The organism is Erwinia artemisiae, from assembly GCF_051400835.1.
In the GTDB taxonomy this organism is placed as follows: Bacteria; Pseudomonadota; Gammaproteobacteria; order Enterobacterales; family Enterobacteriaceae; genus Erwinia; species Erwinia aeris.
The window spans coordinates 116,992-132,110 of sequence record NZ_JBLFFM010000003.1 but is presented as its reverse complement, the minus strand read 5'-3'; the positions used below and the strand labels follow the sequence as shown (position 1 = coordinate 132,110).

Sequence of the window (15,119 nt, the reverse complement as noted above, 5' to 3'; positions counted from 1 at the left end):
GTTAACCGTTTTCGTCAAAAAACGAGTTAAGGCGACGGGAAGGTGTAGCGGCGATGGATAGCTTCCAGCCCCTGCATCACTTCCTCATCCAGCGTCAGATTATAGCTGTCGATATTCAGCTGCAGCTGTTCCAGGGTAGTCGCGCCCAGCAGCGTACTGGCGACGAAAGGCTGCTGACGGACAAAAGCCAGCGCCATCTGGGACGGGTCAAGATTATACTTTTTCGCCAGCGCCACATACTCGGCAATAGCCAGCTCGGCCTGTTCGCCGCTGTAGCGGGTAAAGCGGCTGAACAGCGTGTTGCGCGCGCCGGCAGGCTTAGCGCCGTTCAGGTATTTGCCGCTCAGCGTGCCAAAGGCCAGGCAGGAATAGGCCAGCAGCTCGACGCCTTCGTGCTGGCTGATTTCCGCCAGACCCACTTCAAAGCTGCGGTTCAGCAGGCTGTAGGGGTTCTGAATAGAGACAATGCGCGGCAGCTCGTGCTTTTCCGCCAGCTGTAAATAGCGCATCACGCCCCACGGCGTTTCGTTCGAGACGCCGATATAGCGTATTTTACCGGCACGAACCTGCTCGTTCAGCGCTTCCAGCGTCTCCAGCAGCGTGACCGTGGCGGTATCTTCCGCATATTCGTAGTTCAGCCGTCCGAAGTAGTTGGTCTGTCGCTGCGGCCAGTGCAGCTGGTAAAGATCCAGATAGTCGGTGTTCAGCCGCTTCAGGCTGGCGTCCAGCGCCTGACGGATGTTCTTGCGATCCAGCGCCTGGCCCGGTCGGATTGAAGCATCCGCACCGCGTACCGGCCCGGCGACTTTAGAGGCCAGCACCACTTTTTCGCGATTGCCGCGCGCCTTCAGCCAGCTGCCAATATAGGTTTCGGTTAACCCCTGCGTTTCCGGGCGCGGCGGCACCGGATACATCTCAGCGGTATCGATCAGGTTAATGCCGGAACGGAGCGCCAGATCAAGCTGCGCATGGGCATCGGCTTCACTGTTTTGCTCGCCAAACGTCATGGTGCCTAATCCCAGGCTGCTGATTTCCAGCGTACTGTGGGGGATGCGATGATAATGCATGTGCCGGCTTCCTTTTTTCATTATTAAAAGACCAGCCTGGCGTGCGGGGTAAAACTGTTGAAGCAAACGCCAGATCCGGCTTTTGACTATAACCGTCGGGCGCTACAGGGGGAAGAGCGGATTTATCGGGAAGTGCGGTGGGGGCCACCTGTCGGAAAGCGTCAGGTGGCGGGATTGGGCTTAGCGTTCAACAATCGATGAAACCTCATCGCCGTTGATTTGCAGCTCATGGCCGGAGCGATCGGTGTACTTCACCAGACCGGTATCCTGATCGATCTCCGGTTTACCCTGGGTCATAATCATCTTGCCTTCTTTTGTCGCCATCACGTAATCACTGCTGCAACCGCCGAGCAGCGTGGCCAGCATCAGAACGGCCGCGCCAGACATCAACTTCATACTTCGCTCCCTTAGCCTTCAATTTGCCTGCATCAGTAATAGCGCATTTTACAGAAAGCGTTAACCGCAGAACTCCTAAAAAGGCGTCACAGCACGACGAACTATTAACTTTGATCGTAAAAACAACAGGAAGAAGCCGACCGGCAGCGCCGGTCGGCCTGGTATCAGGCGTGGTTTTTTTTGCCGCGTAGCAGGTTAAGACACTCTACCGACATGGAGAAGAACATCGCGAAATAGATATAACCTTTTGGCACGTGAATATTGAAGCTTTCCAGGATCAGGGTGAAACCTACCAGGATCAGGAAAGTCAGCGCCAGCATTTTTACTGAAGGATGGCGGTCAACAAATTCACCGATAGCGCGGGCGGCAAACATCATCACGCCCACTGCAATTACCACGGCCGCCATCATAATAATCAGATGATCGGACAGGCCAACGGCAGTAATTACCGAATCAAGACTGAAGATAATATCCAGCAGCATAATCTGCACAATCGCGCCGGCGAAGGAATGAACATTGCTTTTATGTTCTTCTTCACCGCCTTCTATTGTTTCGTGGATCTCCATACTGGACTTCCACAGCAGAAAAAGCCCCCCGAACAGCAGGATTAAATCGCGCGCGGAAAAAGAGTGGTCCATCAGCGTAAACAGCGGCGTGGTCAGGCGAATGACCCAGGCAATCGAGGCCAACAGACCCAGACGCATCAGCATGGCGCCCGCCAGGCCGATACGGCGCGCGGCGTTCTGCTGCTGTTTGGGAAGTTTAGCCACCACCAGAGAAAGAAAAATAATATTATCAATACCCAGAACGATTTCCAGAATCGTCAGTGTACCCAGCGCCAGCCAGGCGTTGGGATCGGCAATCCAGTCAAACATACAACGTTGCATCCTAAACGAAAGTTAAACGAAGAGTATACTCATCCGGATGCCGCTCAGCTAAAGCTTTACAGTAAAAAATGACGTGCCAGTAAGGGCGCGGTGAAAGCCTTTTTCAGGTAGAAGCCCCTGGGCAGCGTCATTACCGGCTGGCCGTTTTCGCCAATGCCTTCCGTCAGGGCTTTGCTGTTGGCGGCTTTGGGCCGGATTTGCAGCACTTCGCCGTGGCGGGCGGTAATACGCTCTACCTGTCCCAGCACGATCATATCCATCAGCTCTTCCCAGTCGCGCCGCAGCAGCAGCTCTTCTTCTTCACTGGGACTCCACAGCAGCGGGGCGCCGACGCGACGTTCGGCCAGCGGAATTGCCCGATCGCCTTCTACCGGGATCCATAATACTCTCGCCAGCTTATGTCGCACATGGCTGGTTTCCCAGACCAGACCGCTGTTGCCGGTCAACGGCGCCACGCAAACAAAGGTGGTTTCCAACGGGCGGCCCTGCGCGTCGACAGGAATAGTTTTCAGCTCCACGCCGATGTCGGCAAAATCCTGTTCTGGTTTGCTGCCTGCGCTGGCGCCCAGATAGCGTTCCAGTAGCATACCCACCCAGCCCTTATCGCGACGCAGGTCGCGCGGTATCGTAAGGCCCGCTCTCAACGCCAGTTCGCCCAGCGTAAAGCCAGCCAGCTGGCGCGCGCGTTCCAGTAACGCGGCTTCGTTTTCCGGCGGTAAAACCGGAGAAAAATAGTCTGGCATCGCCTGCTCTTGGTTGTTGGTTAAAAAATGAACAGTAGTTTTCCATATTAAAAGGGATGCGTTCATCCCTGAGGAAAAGCGCAATAATAGCATGATTAATCGCGGCTTTTTTTTGTCACTTTGCGGCCGCGATCGGGAAGTTGAAAAGGTTATGCCTGTCTGCGCACCGACAATGAACAGGATCTTACACGTAGTTATCCACAGAAAAATGGGATAAGTCGATTTTTAAAATAATACTGTTTCGATTTACAGGCTTGACGCGGCGGTTTTACCCGGGTTACCGCATTTTTTGCTTAGGATAGCAACATATCCTGTGGATAAAAAAGTCGGTGTTCGATCTTTCGCCACCTGCCTGGTGCCGTCATTGATCGGGGGCCCTGAAACAGCAGAAGGACGCGGTAGAATTGGATAAATCCCAATATTTATAATGCGTTAACCAAAGTATTAACCTTGGGCTAAAAGGCGCCACTCTGAGTTTTCCCCAGCGGCCAGGAGAGTTCTGCACAAAGATATCCACAGAAAAGGTGAATAAGATCGCGCAAAAGTGGCGATTTCTGTTTATAACTCTACGAATGTTCGCAAGTTATCCCGCGAATGCCGTCAGTAACGCCCCAAAAGCAGTGGTTTACCGTCTGTAAGGAGTATGAAACAATCAGGCTATCCGAGTATTAGTTTTGAGGTAGTCCAGTGATCGATGATGATGGCTACCGCCCGAATGTTGGTATCGTAATTTGTAACAGGCAGGGACAAGTGTTGTGGGCCAGAAGGTATGGCCAGCACTCCTGGCAGTTTCCTCAGGGAGGCATCAACCCTGGCGAAACGGCAGAACAGGCGATGTATCGAGAACTCTTTGAGGAAGTCGGTTTGCACCGCAAAGATGTGCGCATCCTTGCCTCTACCCGGAACTGGTTACGCTATAAGTTGCCGAAACGTTTGGTGCGTTGGGACACAAAGCCGGTTTGTATCGGCCAGAAACAGAAGTGGTTTCTTCTGCAACTCTTGTGCAATGACGCGGATATCAACATGCAAACCAGCAGCACGCCGGAGTTCGACGGCTGGCGCTGGGTGAGCTTCTGGTATCCTGTACGTCAGGTTGTCTCTTTTAAACGCGACGTTTATCGCCGGGTGATGAAGGAGTTCGCCAGCGTGGTGATGCCCCTGCAGGAGAATGCCGTACCGCGAAATACGCCTTATCGACGGAAGAGAGGGTAAGCCGCTCAGATATGCTTATACAGCTGCGCGAGATAGTGGAGAAAGTGGCAGGAGCGCCCCGGCTGACCGAGGCGCTCGACATTCTGGTCAGCGAAATCTGCCTGGCAATGGATACCGAAGTCTGTTCGGTCTACCTGGCCGATCACGACCGTCGCTGCTATTACCTGATGGCGACGCGCGGCCTGAAAAAGCCGCGCGGCCGCACCGTCGCGCTGGCTTTCGACGAAGGGATCGTCGGGCTGGTAGGGCGTCTGGCTGAACCTATCAACCTTGCCGATGCGCAAAGTCATCCCAGCTTCAAATATATTCCTTCCGTAAAAGAAGAGCGCTTCCGTTCTTTTCTCGGCGTGCCGGTTATCAGCCGCCGCCAGCTGCTGGGCGTACTGGTCGTTCAGCAGCGCGAGCACCGCCAGTTTGACGAGAGCGAAGAATCGTTTCTGGTGACGCTGGCTACGCAAATGGCCACTATTCTCTCTCAATCGCAGCTTAATACGCTGTTCGGACAGTACCGGCAAACCCGCGTGCGCGCCCTGGCCGCCGCGCCGGGCGTGGCGGTGGCCGCAGGCTGGGTAGAAAGTAACCAGCCGTCGCTGGATACCGTTTCGGCGGCCTCCACGCTGGATGCGGTGCGCGAGCGCGAAAGGCTGTCGCTGGCGATGGACGAGGCTTCCGGCGAGTTTCGCCGCTACAGCAAACGTTTCACCTCCAGCGTGCATAAAGAAAGCGCCGCCATTTTCGATCTCTATTCGCACCTGCTCAGCGACAACAGGCTGAAAAAAGATCTCTTTGCGGAGATCGACAACGGCTTCGTGGCGGAATGGGCGGTAAAGAAGGTCATTGAGAAGTTTGCCGCCCAGTTTGCCAGCCTGCAGGACAGCTATCTGCGTGAAAGGGCGGGCGATCTGCGCGCGCTGGGGCAGCGTTTGCTGTTTCACCTCGACGACACCATGCAGGGCACCAATACCTGGCCCGAACGCTTCGTGCTGGTGGCCGACGAGCTGACCGCCACGACGCTGGCCGAGCTGCCGCACGATCGCCTGGCAGGCGTGGTGGTCAGGGATGGCGCGGCCAACTCGCACGCGGCGATTATGGTGCGCGCGATGGGCATTCCGACCGTGATGGGCGCGGATATTCAGCCCGAGGCGCTCAACGGCAGGCTGCTGATCGTGGACGGCTATCGCGGCGAGCTGCTGGTGGATCCGGAACCGGTGCTGGTGCAGGAATATCAGCGGCTGATCAGCGAAGAAAACGAGCTGAGCAAGCTGGCGGAAGACGTGGTGGAGCGGCCTGCGACGCTGAAGTCGGGCGAGCCGGTAAAAGTGATGCTCAACGCGGGCCTGAGCGCGGAGCATGAGCAGGCGCAGGGCGGCCGCGTGGATGGCGTCGGGCTTTACCGTACGGAAATCCCCTTTATGCTGCAAAACGGTTTCCCTTCCGAAGAGGAGCAGGTCGCGCAGTATCAGGGGATGCTGCAACTCTTCCTGGAAAAGCCGGTTACGCTGCGCACGCTGGATATCGGCGCTGACAAACAGCTGCCCTACATGCCGATAAGCGAGGAGAACCCTTGCCTGGGCTGGCGCGGTATCCGACTAACGCTGGATCAGCCGGAGATTTTTCTGGTCCAGGTACGCGCCATGCTGCGCGCTAACGTCGCCAGCGACAACCTCAGCATTCTGCTGCCGATGATCACCAGCATTGATGAAATCGACGAGGCGCTCAGGCTAATCGAACGAGCCGGAAAGGAAGTGGAAGAGATGCTGGGCTACCCGATTCCCAGGCCGCGCGTCGGCGTGATGATTGAGGTACCCTCGATGATCTTTATGATCGGCCACCTGGCAAAGCGGGTCGATTTTATCTCCGTCGGCACTAACGATCTGACGCAGTACCTGCTGGCCGTCGATCGCAACAATACGCGCGTCGCCAGCCTTTACGACAGCCTGCATCCGGCGATGCTGCGCGCGCTGAAAACCATTGCGGAAGAGGCGAAGCGGGCCAATATCGAACTCTGTCTGTGCGGCGAAATGGCGGGCGATTCCAGCTGCGTCGCCCTGCTGGTGGGGCTGGGCTATCACCATCTGAGCATGAACGGACGCAACGTCGCCAGGGTGAAATATCTTCTGCATCATATTGATTACGAAGAGGCGCAGAAGCTGGCGGAAGCGGGCCTGCAGGCGGAACAGGCAAATGAGGTGCGCCACCTGGTCGCCGCCTTTATGGAACGGCGCGGGCTGGGCGGTCTGATCCGCGGTGGTCGATAGTTCTCTTATTGAAGTTTACAAAGTTCCATCGGGCCGCCTTCGTGCGGCCTGTGCTATGATGCGCGCCTCTGCGCGGCGCCGCACGCGCGCTTTATTCATTCCGTCACCTGAAATCAGGGACTATTAATAATGGTGAAAGATGACTAACGGCTATCTGGCTTTCCCCCAATTTGATCCGGTAATTTTCTCCGTCGGGCCGATCGCCCTGCACTGGTATGGCCTGATGTATCTGGTCGGCTTTATCTTTGCCATGTGGCTGGCCGTACGCCGCGCCAACAAGCCGGGCAGCGGCTGGAAAAAAGAAGAGGTTGAGAATCTGCTCTATGCGGGTTTCCTCGGCGTCTTCCTGGGCGGCCGTATCGGCTATGTGCTGTTTTATAATATGCCGCTGTTTCTGGATAATCCGCTCTATCTGTTCAAGGTCTGGGATGGCGGCATGTCGTTCCACGGCGGCCTGCTGGGCGTTATCTGCGTGATGCTGTGGTTCGCCCACCGTACCAAACGCAACTTTTTCCAGGTGGCGGATTTTATCGCGCCGCTGATCCCTTTCGGGCTGGGCGCCGGCCGTCTGGGCAACTTTATCAATGGTGAACTCTGGGGACGCGTAGCGCCCGATCTGCCATGGGCGATGCTGTTTCCCGGCTCGCGCGGCGAAGACGTAGCGCTGGCCGCCACCCATCCTGAATGGCAGTCGCTGCTGGCTACTTACGGCGTGCTGCCGCGCCATCCTTCTCAGCTCTATGAACTGCTGCTGGAAGGCGTGGTGCTGTTTATCATTTTGAACGTTTTTATCCGTAAAAATCGTCCGATGGGCGCGGTATCAGGCTTGTTCCTGATCGGCTACGGCGTATTCCGCTTTATCGTGGAGTATTTCCGTCAGCCAGACGCCCAGCTGGGCCTGTTCGACAATTTTATCAGCATGGGGCAAATCCTTTCGACGCCGATGATTATCGCCGGCGCGATTATGATGATTTGGGCGTATCGCCGCCGTACCGTGCAACACGTTCGTGAGGAAAAATGAAACAGTATCTGGAATTAATGCAGAAAGTGCTCAACGAGGGCACGCCGAAAAATGACCGTACCGGTACCGGCACGCTGTCGATTTTTGGTCATCAGATGCGTTTCAACCTGCAGGAAGGCTTTCCGCTGGTGACCACCAAGAAGTGCCATTTGCGTTCGATTATCCATGAGCTGCTGTGGTTTCTGAAGGGCGACACCAATATCGCCTATCTGAAAGAAAATAAAGTGACCATCTGGGACGAGTGGGCCGATAAAAACGGCGACCTTGGCCCGGTATACGGCAAGCAATGGCGCAGCTGGGGCGCGCCGGACGGCCGCCAGATTGATCAGCTGGCAAAAGTGATGGAGCAGCTGAAAAACGATCCGGACTCGCGCCGCATCATCGTCTCCGCGTGGAACGTGGGCGAGCTTGACGAGATGGCGCTGGCGCCGTGCCATGCCTTCTTCCAGTTCTACGTGGCGGACGGCAAGCTTTCCTGCCAGCTCTATCAGCGCTCTTGCGATGTGTTCCTTGGCCTGCCGTTTAATATCGCCAGCTATGCGCTGCTGGTGCATATGGTGGCGCAGCAGTGCGATCTGGAACCGGGCGACTTTGTCTGGACGGGCGGCGACACGCACCTCTACAGCAACCATCTGGAGCAGGCGAATCTGCAGCTGACCCGCGAGCCGCGTGAGATGCCGAAGCTGGTGATCAAACGTAAACCCGCTTCGCTGTTTGATTATCGTTTTGAAGATTTCGATATCGAAGGTTACGATCCGCATCCTGCCATTAAGGCGCCGGTCGCCATCTGACCGACTAAGGGAGCGAGCTTTCGCTCCCTTTTTTACGACCCGACAAAGCTGCTGCCGTTCTCTCTGCTGTACTAAATTTAAGTATCCCCGTGTTGCCACCGTTATTTCTGCCTTTTTCTTTCCTGCCCAGAGCTTAAGCGCCGCTCTCTTGCCGCTGCCGTTCTCTTACCGCTTTCTTTTCTGCCCGGAGCTTAAGCGCCCACCTGTCTGAACTTTATTTTTGCCGACAGGATGGCGCGGTAAAACCGCAGCGGAAAAGGTTGTTTTTCCAATACAGGCCGCAAAAAAACAGGTAATGAAACATCCAAAGCGTAAACGGCCGGAAAGCCGCTCGCATGATGGCTTTTTGTGGCTGGCAACTTTGCTCGCCAACGGCACAATAGAGCACATGAACAGAGCAGGCTTTACCTTACCGGAATTGCTGATCGTCATGACTATCGCCAGCATGCTGATGGCCGGCGCGGTCGGTGGCTGGCAGCAGTGGCAGCAGACGCAGCGGCTAAACGCGAGCGCGCGGCAAATCCAGCATTTTTTACTGCGGCTGCGCAGCGAGACAAACTGGCATAACCGGCAGGCGCTGCTGTGGAAAACGGATGGCGCTTCGTGGTGCCTGGGCAGCGGCCCGGTGCAGGCGTCCTGCCATGGCCGCCAGCGCCGAACGTTAACTGCGCCCTGGCCTGCGATAAAAATAGTCTCGCTCACGGAGGGGATGGGATTTTATGGCCGCCGCAACGTGGCCAAACCGGGCCGGATCGTGATCGTCGGCGCGGCGGGCGAACGTCATATTATCCTGTCGTCGAGGGCAAGGGTGCGCATTTGTCAGGATGCCTGTCCGTGAAGCGCGGTGGTTTTACCCTGCCGGAAATGTTAGTGGCGTTGGCGATTAGCGGCGTACTGATGCTGGGCGCGGCAAAATTTCTGCCGCTGTTGCAGATCGGCAATCTGCGGATCCTGCTGACCTTTCAGCTTCACGAAGAGCTACAGCTGATGATGAGCACGCTGGAAAAAAGCGTGCGGCGCGCGGGCTACTGTCACGGCAAATGCCAGGGCGAAGGGCTGCAGACGATCGGCGAAAAAAACGCATGCCTGCTGGTGCGCTGGGACGAGAACAGCAACGGCCGCTGGGAAGGGCCGGGCAATGACAACAGCGACTACTATGGCTTCCGGCTGCGCGACGGCAATCTGGAGGCGCAGCGCGGCGTACAGAGCTGCGACAGCGGCGGATGGGAAAAAATGAACGACCCGGACAGCATAGTAATCAGCGATTTTCGCGTGCTTAAGCACGCGAGACAGATCCGACTGCTGCTTGGCGGCTATGCCAGACGTTTTCCGCAGCTGCCGCTAACCGTCGAGCGCTGGATCACGGCGGAAAACTTGTGAATACGCAGCAGGGAAGCGGTGCGCTGCTGATGGCGATCCTGCTGTTGCTGATGTCGACGGCGCTGCTCAACGCCACCCGACAGCAGCTGGATGCATCGTTAAGCCTTGTGGCGGACGAGCGGCTTTATCTGCGGCAGGCCAGCCTGGCCGCTTCGGCGCTGGAGGCGGGGAAAAGGGAAAAATGGGCGTCGACGGTGGTTTGGCGCTGCCTTACGGCACGGCAGCAGCCTGACTGGCGGGCCTGTTTTAAAGTGACAACGAAAGGCGAAGCCTTATTACGTGGTGACGGCGGCAAAGACACTATCGCCTTTTATCAATGGGTAACCCACGATGAACAAAATGGCCGCGTACATCCACAGCCGCACGGCTGGCTTGATTTTTGTCCGTTGGCGCAGGAAGAAGACTGCCTGCCGGACAGGGAAACCGCAGGGCTTTAGCCTGCCGGAAACGCTGGTGGCGCTGCTGCTGTTTAGCCTGAGCTCGCTGGCGCTGGTTCAGTATCAGCTGGCGCTGGGAAGAAGCTTTCAGCTGCAGCTACAGCAGCGGGAAGCGGTCAGGCTGGCCCGGCAGCGGTTCGGAGGCTATCAGGCGCCCGGCTGGCAGACGATGCTGGAACAGCAAACGCTGACCGAAGGCTGCATGCTGTTAACGGCGCGGGTTATCAGTCCTGCCGGGGCTAAAGCTGCATTATCGCAGCTGAGCTGTAAAAGCGAAGACCAACAGGAAAGTGCAGAGCTGCACAGGTAGTTTATGCTGTCGTCGTTTTGAAAAAGCCTGAAAGCAGCCAGCGGCCGATTATCTCTTTATGAGAGATAACAGCCGGAAATCTTTTTTCTGCTGCCACAGAAAAAAACAAGCTGGCAAAATAGCGAAGGTTCGGGACGTAACTATCCATTACTTTCCCTGTCATAATATTTTTGTTTTTATCAAGTAACTTTGCTTTTCAGGCGGTTTTGAAAGTTTTTATAAAAATATCTTTTCCCGTGTCAGTATTAACACAGAACGGCAGCGGCTTTTTGTATTAAGGAGGTATACCAGGACGGTTAACTATCCCGACTGAATCTGCCTGGCAATTAATGCAGTCAGTAACAGGCTCTTTTAATAAACCTTCACGGATGAAACAAGATGAAAATAGCAACGAAACTTTTACTCTCCCTCTCTTTATCCGCGGTATTTCTTCCCCCGGCGGGCGCAGATGCCGTCAAAGATGTGACCGTGGATTATCGACACGGCTACCGCCTGCGCGACCGCACCCACTACGATAAGCTGGCGCTGGGTGCCAGCCTGCCTGATAATTACGTTTTTAGCGTCGAAACCAAATTTAAAACCGGCGGCCCGGACCCGAAAGATAAATATTATAACGACATAGTTTTGAACGTAGTCGAAATGACGCTGATGAAAAACTTTTTTTATGGCGACTGGACTTTTACCCCTTTTATTCAGCCAGAGTTCAGTTCGGTGAGAACGGAATGGAAATTTGGCGTCGTGCCCTGGTATAAAATTAATGACAGCTGGTCTGTTGGCGGCATGTATCGCCTGGAGCTAAGCGACTATGCGCATGACGGCCAGTGCGGTGAAGCCGGTCACGACTATTGCAGCCTGGACAAGCACCGTACCGTTAACCGCTTTGATGCCTATTTCCGCTACCGCTGGAAAGATTTAACCACCACCTATAAATACATTTATATGCACGGTGACGATTTACTGTTCGCCAATAAGAAAAATAACTACGAGCAGGAGCTACAGTTTGATTATGTAGTTGGCGCGAACAGAGAGTGGCGGCCTTATGTCACCTTCGCCGATATCGGCCGCAGCGCTTATTCCAGCGAGCGCCAGCTCCGCTTAAGACTGGGGGTCGCTTACACCTTTAAATAACTTTCGGCTACATAAACGGTAAACGGCCTGACAGCCGCATTTGCAACAGCCTCCGGACGGGGTAGAGTGTGCACGCAGAGCGCAACACCGTACCAGGAGCAGGCATGTTTACCGTTTATCACTCGAATCAGCTGGATCTTTTAAAAACGCTGGCGGCTTTTCATATTGAAAACCAGCCGCTGCGCGATCCTTTCCAGTCCGAAGTGGTGCTGGTGCAGAGTCCCGGTATGGCGCAGTGGCTGCAAATGTCGTTGGCCGAGCAGTTCGGCATTGCGGCTAATATTGCCTTTCCGCTGCCCGCGTCCTTTATCTGGGATATGTTTGTCCGCGTTCTGCCGGGCATTCCTAAAGAGAGCGCCTTCAGCAAAGCCAGCATGAGCTGGAAGCTGATGACTATCCTGCCGAAGCTGCTGTCGCGGCCGGAATTCGTTATGCTGAGCCACTATCTTTCTGACGACGAGGACAAGCGTAAGCTGTTTCAGCTCGCATCGCGGGTAGCCGATCTTTACGACCAGTATCTGGTTTACCGCTCGGAGTGGCTTAACAGCTGGGAAAAAGGGCAGCAGATCGAAGGGCTGGGCGAAGCGCAGCAGTGGCAGGCGCCGCTGTGGGCGGAGCTGGTTGCCTGGAACCGCGAGCTGGGCCATCCGGAATGGCACCGCGCCAATCTTTACGCGCGGTTTATCGCCACGCTGGAACAAAGCAGTACCCGGCCGCCAAACCTGCCGGATCGCGTATTTATCTGCGGCATCTCCGCGCTGCCGCCGGTGTACCTCCAGGCGCTTCAGGCGCTCGGCAAGCATATCGATATCCACCTGCTGTTTACCAACCCGTGCCGCCATTATTGGGGTGACATTCAGGATTACGCTTTTCTGGCTAAGCTGCAAAGCCGCCGCCGCGAGCACTACAAACAGCAGCGGGAAAGCGCGCTGTTTCGTGAAGAAGACGCCGCCAGCCTGTTTAACGAGGCGGGCGAGCAGCAGCTGAGCAATCCGCTGCTGGCTTCCTGGGGTAAGCTGGGGCGCGACAACCTGTTTTTGCTGGCGCAGATGGAGTGTCGGGAAATCGACGCCTTTGTCGATATCGAACCGACCACGCTGCTGCAAACGCTACAGCACGATCTGCTGGAGCTGGAAGACAATGCCGTGATCGGCCTGAAGCGGGAAGAGTGGGAATCCAGCCTGGGCAAGCGGGTGCTGGATCCCGACGACCAGTCGGTGACTTTTCACCTCTGCCACAGCCCGCAGCGCGAAGTGGAAGTGTTGCAGGACAGGCTATTGGCGATTATGGCGGAAGATCCGCAGCTTTCGCCGCGCGACATTATCGTGATGGTGGCGGATATCGACGCCTACACGCCGTTTATCCAGGCGGTTTTCGGCAATGCGCCTGCGGAACGCTGGCTGCCTTTTTCCATCTCCGACCGTCGCGCCAGCCAGGCGCATCCTGCTTTGCAGGCCTTTATTGCGCTGCTGAGCCTGCCGGACAGCCGCTTTACCTCCGAAAGCGTACTGGCACTGTTGGAAGTGCCGGCGGTTGCCAGCCGTTTCTCTGTTGATGAAGAAGGGCTGCGGCGGCTGCGGCACTGGGTCGGCGAGTGCGGCATTCGTTGGGGGCTGGATGACGACACGGTGCGCGAGCTGGATCTGCCGCCAACCGGACAGCATACCTGGCAGTTCGGCCTGACGAGAATGCTATTGGGCTACGCCATGCACAGCGATATCGGCCACTGGCAGGGCGTGCTGCCCTATGATGAATCCAGCGGCCTGATTGCCGAGCTGGTGGGGCACCTGGCCGAACTGTTAATGCAGCTGCGTCGCTGGCGCGAGCGGCTGAGCGAGCCAAGAGCGCTGGAGGCGTGGCTACCGCTCTGTCGCGAGCTGCTTGGCGATTTCTTTGAAGGCGATGCCGAGGCGGAAGCGGCGCTGGCGCTGATTGAAGAGCAGTGGCAGCAGGCCATCAGCTACGGTATTCAGGCCGAATATCAGCAGGCTATCCCGCTGTCGCTGCTGCGCGACGAACTGCGCGCCAGGCTGGATCAGGAGCGGATCAGCCAGCGCTTTCTTGCTGGCCCGGTTAACTTCTGTACGCTGATGCCGATGCGATCCATTCCCTTTAAGGTGGTTTGCCTGCTGGGCATGAACGACGGCGTCTACCCGCGCACGCTGCCGCCGCCGGGTTTCGATCTGATGAGCCAGCAGCCGAAAAAAGGCGACCGTAGCCGTCGCGACGACGACCGCTATCTGTTTCTGGAAGCCATTAACTCCGCTCAGCATCAGCTCTATATCAGCTATATCGGCCGCACCATACAGGACAATTCGGAACGATTCCCTTCGGTGCTGGTCAGCGAGCTGGTGGATTATATCGGGCAAAGCTTCTGTCTGCCGGAAGACCGTCAGAGCGATGTGGATACCAGCGCGGCGCGGGTTATCGCGCATCTGCATCACCTACACAGCAGGATGCCGTTTGCGGCGGAAAATTTTCTGCCGCAGGCGCGTTATCAGAGCTATGCGGCGGAGTGGCTACCGGCAGCGAAGGCGAGCGGCGTGCCGCATCCGCCATTTATGCAGCCGCTGCCGGAGGAAAATATTGCCGAGCTTAACTTCGACCAGCTGCTGCGTTTCTGGCGTCATCCGGTACGCGCCTTTTTCAGCCTGCGGTTGGGCGTCAGCTTCAGCGCGGAAGACATGGAACTGCCGGATGCGGAACCTTTTATTCTGGATAACCTCAGCCGTTACCAGCTCAATACCCAGCTGCTGAATACCCTGATTGAAGGCCAGCCGGGCGAACCGCTGTTCGATCGTCATCGCGCGGCGGGCAATCTGCCGTATGGCGCCTGGGGCGAACTGTTCTGGCAGGATCAGCTGGCGGATATGGCCGAACTGGCCGGCGTGGTGCGCGAGCAGCGCAAGGATGCCGTCAGCCAGGAAATCAATCTTCAGGTTGGCGGGCTTCAGCTGAGCGGCTGGCTGCCTGCCGTACAGGACGATGGCCTGCTGCGCTGGCGGCCAGGCCACCTTAACTTTACCGACGGGCTGGCGCTGTGGCTGGAACATCTGGTCTACTGCGTGCTGGGCGGCAGCGGCGCCAGCCGCATGTACGGACGTAAAGAGAGCCGCTGGTGGTTCCCGCCGCTCTCCGACATTGAGGCCAGCGGCTGGCTTGAACGCTATATCGAAGGCTATAAAGCAGGCATGTGCGCGCCGCTGCTGCTGCTGCCCAAAACCGGCGGTGCCTGGCTGGAGGCCTGCTATGACGAAAAGGCGGCGGCGGTCTCTTACGATGAGGCGACGCAGGCAAAAGCGCGCAATAAGCTGCTGCAGGCCTGGCAGGGCAATATGCAAATGGAAGGCGAGGGCAGCGATCCCTATCTGGCCCGGCTGTTCCGCACGCTGGATGAAGCAACGCTACAGCAAATCACGCACAACGCCGAAGTCTGGCTGCTGCCGCTGCTGCGGATGAATGACATTAACTGAGACATCCTGTAGTGTT

At 56.6% G+C, this 15,119-nt stretch carries 15 protein-coding genes; 10 read left to right on the top strand and 5 right to left on the bottom strand.

The window, feature by feature from the left end; genetic code table 11:
• Window positions 1-26: 26 nt before the first annotated feature.
• The 4 genes from ACMGEE_RS08480 to mutH form a co-directional block, all read right to left on the bottom strand.
• Window positions 27-1,067: an NADP(H)-dependent aldo-keto reductase gene (locus ACMGEE_RS08480; RefSeq protein ID WP_253458739.1), complete on the bottom strand. Its 1,041-nt coding sequence runs from the start codon at window positions 1,065-1,067 to the stop codon at window positions 27-29.
• A gap of 180 nt (window positions 1,068-1,247) precedes the next feature.
• Window positions 1,248-1,463: a YgdI/YgdR family lipoprotein gene (locus tag ACMGEE_RS08475; protein ID WP_125287384.1), complete on the bottom strand. Its 216-nt coding sequence runs from the start codon at window positions 1,461-1,463 to the stop codon at window positions 1,248-1,250.
• Between the two features lie 164 nt (window positions 1,464-1,627).
• Complete coding sequence (locus ACMGEE_RS08470; protein WP_253458743.1) at window positions 1,628-2,338, bottom strand: TerC family protein; 711 nt, start codon at window positions 2,336-2,338, stop codon at window positions 1,628-1,630.
• Between the two features lie 68 nt (window positions 2,339-2,406).
• Window positions 2,407-3,093 (bottom strand): DNA mismatch repair endonuclease MutH, encoded by a 687-nt coding sequence (gene mutH, locus ACMGEE_RS08465; RefSeq protein ID WP_253458745.1) that lies wholly within the window; start codon window positions 3,091-3,093, stop codon window positions 2,407-2,409.
• A 687-nt stretch (window positions 3,094-3,780) separates the two neighbouring features.
• On the opposite strand from mutH, the gene rppH reads away from it, so the two are divergent.
• The 8 genes from rppH (at window position 3,781) to ACMGEE_RS08425 (ending at window position 10,502) form a co-directional block, all read left to right on the top strand.
• Entirely contained in the window at window positions 3,781-4,305 is a 525-nt protein-coding gene (rppH, locus tag ACMGEE_RS08460; protein ID WP_125287387.1) for an RNA pyrophosphohydrolase, read from the top strand.
• An 11-nt stretch (window positions 4,306-4,316) separates the two neighbouring features.
• On the top strand, window positions 4,317-6,563 hold the full coding sequence (gene ptsP / locus ACMGEE_RS08455) for a phosphoenolpyruvate--protein phosphotransferase (protein WP_253458747.1): 2,247 nt from the start codon (window positions 4,317-4,319) through the stop codon (window positions 6,561-6,563).
• 139 nt (window positions 6,564-6,702) lie between these two features.
• Window positions 6,703-7,584, top strand: a complete 882-nt coding sequence (lgt, locus tag ACMGEE_RS08450) for a prolipoprotein diacylglyceryl transferase (RefSeq protein WP_253458750.1) — start codon at window positions 6,703-6,705, stop codon at window positions 7,582-7,584.
• Window positions 7,581-8,375 (top strand): thymidylate synthase, encoded by a 795-nt coding sequence (gene thyA, locus ACMGEE_RS08445; RefSeq protein WP_253458753.1) that lies wholly within the window; start codon window positions 7,581-7,583, stop codon window positions 8,373-8,375. Before lgt ends, thyA begins: the two co-directional genes overlap by 4 nt.
• Before the next feature lie 295 nt (window positions 8,376-8,670).
• The gene (locus ACMGEE_RS08440) at window positions 8,671-9,213 is read left to right on the top strand and encodes a prepilin-type N-terminal cleavage/methylation domain-containing protein (protein WP_436829886.1); all 543 of its coding nucleotides are present in this window, start codon (window positions 8,671-8,673) and stop codon (window positions 9,211-9,213) included.
• The gene (locus ACMGEE_RS08435) at window positions 9,204-9,755 is read left to right on the top strand and encodes a prepilin peptidase-dependent protein (RefSeq protein ID WP_301730163.1); all 552 of its coding nucleotides are present in this window, start codon (window positions 9,204-9,206) and stop codon (window positions 9,753-9,755) included. Before ACMGEE_RS08440 ends, ACMGEE_RS08435 begins: the two co-directional genes overlap by 10 nt.
• Window positions 9,752-10,192, top strand: a complete 441-nt coding sequence (locus ACMGEE_RS08430; RefSeq protein ID WP_253458756.1) for a DUF2509 family protein — start codon at window positions 9,752-9,754, stop codon at window positions 10,190-10,192. Before ACMGEE_RS08435 ends, ACMGEE_RS08430 begins: the two co-directional genes overlap by 4 nt.
• A gap of 16 nt (window positions 10,193-10,208) precedes the next feature.
• Entirely contained in the window at window positions 10,209-10,502 is a 294-nt protein-coding gene (locus ACMGEE_RS08425) for a prepilin-type N-terminal cleavage/methylation domain-containing protein (RefSeq protein ID WP_436829885.1), read from the top strand.
• A 1-nt stretch (window position 10,503) separates the two neighbouring features.
• On the opposite strand, the gene ACMGEE_RS08420 is transcribed toward ACMGEE_RS08425, so the two are convergent.
• Window positions 10,504-10,650: a hypothetical protein gene (locus ACMGEE_RS08420; protein WP_253458761.1), complete on the bottom strand. Its 147-nt coding sequence runs from the start codon at window positions 10,648-10,650 to the stop codon at window positions 10,504-10,506.
• A 230-nt stretch (window positions 10,651-10,880) separates the two neighbouring features.
• On the opposite strand from ACMGEE_RS08420, the gene ACMGEE_RS08415 reads away from it, so the two are divergent.
• Window positions 10,881-11,630, top strand: a complete 750-nt coding sequence (locus ACMGEE_RS08415) for an oligogalacturonate-specific porin KdgM family protein (RefSeq protein ID WP_253458764.1) — start codon at window positions 10,881-10,883, stop codon at window positions 11,628-11,630.
• A 104-nt stretch (window positions 11,631-11,734) separates the two neighbouring features.
• Entirely contained in the window at window positions 11,735-15,103 is a 3,369-nt protein-coding gene (recC, locus tag ACMGEE_RS08410) for an exodeoxyribonuclease V subunit gamma (protein WP_436829884.1), read from the top strand.
• Window positions 15,104-15,119 lie beyond the last annotated feature (16 nt).

What these genes read in the sequence shown, in the direction of transcription:
- ACMGEE_RS08480 (WP_253458739.1), bottom strand. Translation starts at nt 1,067, where the DNA reads ATGCATTATCATCGCATCCCCCACAGTACGCTGGAAATCAGCAGCCTG.
- lgt (WP_253458750.1), top strand. Translation starts at nt 6,703, where the DNA reads ATGACTAACGGCTATCTGGCTTTCCCCCAATTTGATCCGGTAATTTTC.
- ACMGEE_RS08470 (WP_253458743.1), bottom strand. Translation starts at nt 2,338, where the DNA reads ATGTTTGACTGGATTGCCGATCCCAACGCCTGGCTGGCGCTGGGTACA.
- ptsP (WP_253458747.1), top strand. Translation starts at nt 4,317, where the DNA reads ATGCTTATACAGCTGCGCGAGATAGTGGAGAAAGTGGCAGGAGCGCCC.
- ACMGEE_RS08475 (WP_125287384.1), bottom strand. Translation starts at nt 1,463, where the DNA reads ATGAAGTTGATGTCTGGCGCGGCCGTTCTGATGCTGGCCACGCTGCTC.
- thyA (WP_253458753.1), top strand. Translation starts at nt 7,581, where the DNA reads ATGAAACAGTATCTGGAATTAATGCAGAAAGTGCTCAACGAGGGCACG.
- mutH (WP_253458745.1), bottom strand. Translation starts at nt 3,093, where the DNA reads ATGCCAGACTATTTTTCTCCGGTTTTACCGCCGGAAAACGAAGCCGCG.
- ACMGEE_RS08420 (WP_253458761.1), bottom strand. Translation starts at nt 10,650, where the DNA reads ATGGATAGTTACGTCCCGAACCTTCGCTATTTTGCCAGCTTGTTTTTT.
- ACMGEE_RS08415 (WP_253458764.1), top strand. Translation starts at nt 10,881, where the DNA reads ATGAAAATAGCAACGAAACTTTTACTCTCCCTCTCTTTATCCGCGGTA.
- recC (WP_436829884.1), top strand. Translation starts at nt 11,735, where the DNA reads ATGTTTACCGTTTATCACTCGAATCAGCTGGATCTTTTAAAAACGCTG.
- ACMGEE_RS08440 (WP_436829886.1), top strand. Translation starts at nt 8,671, where the DNA reads ATGAAACATCCAAAGCGTAAACGGCCGGAAAGCCGCTCGCATGATGGC.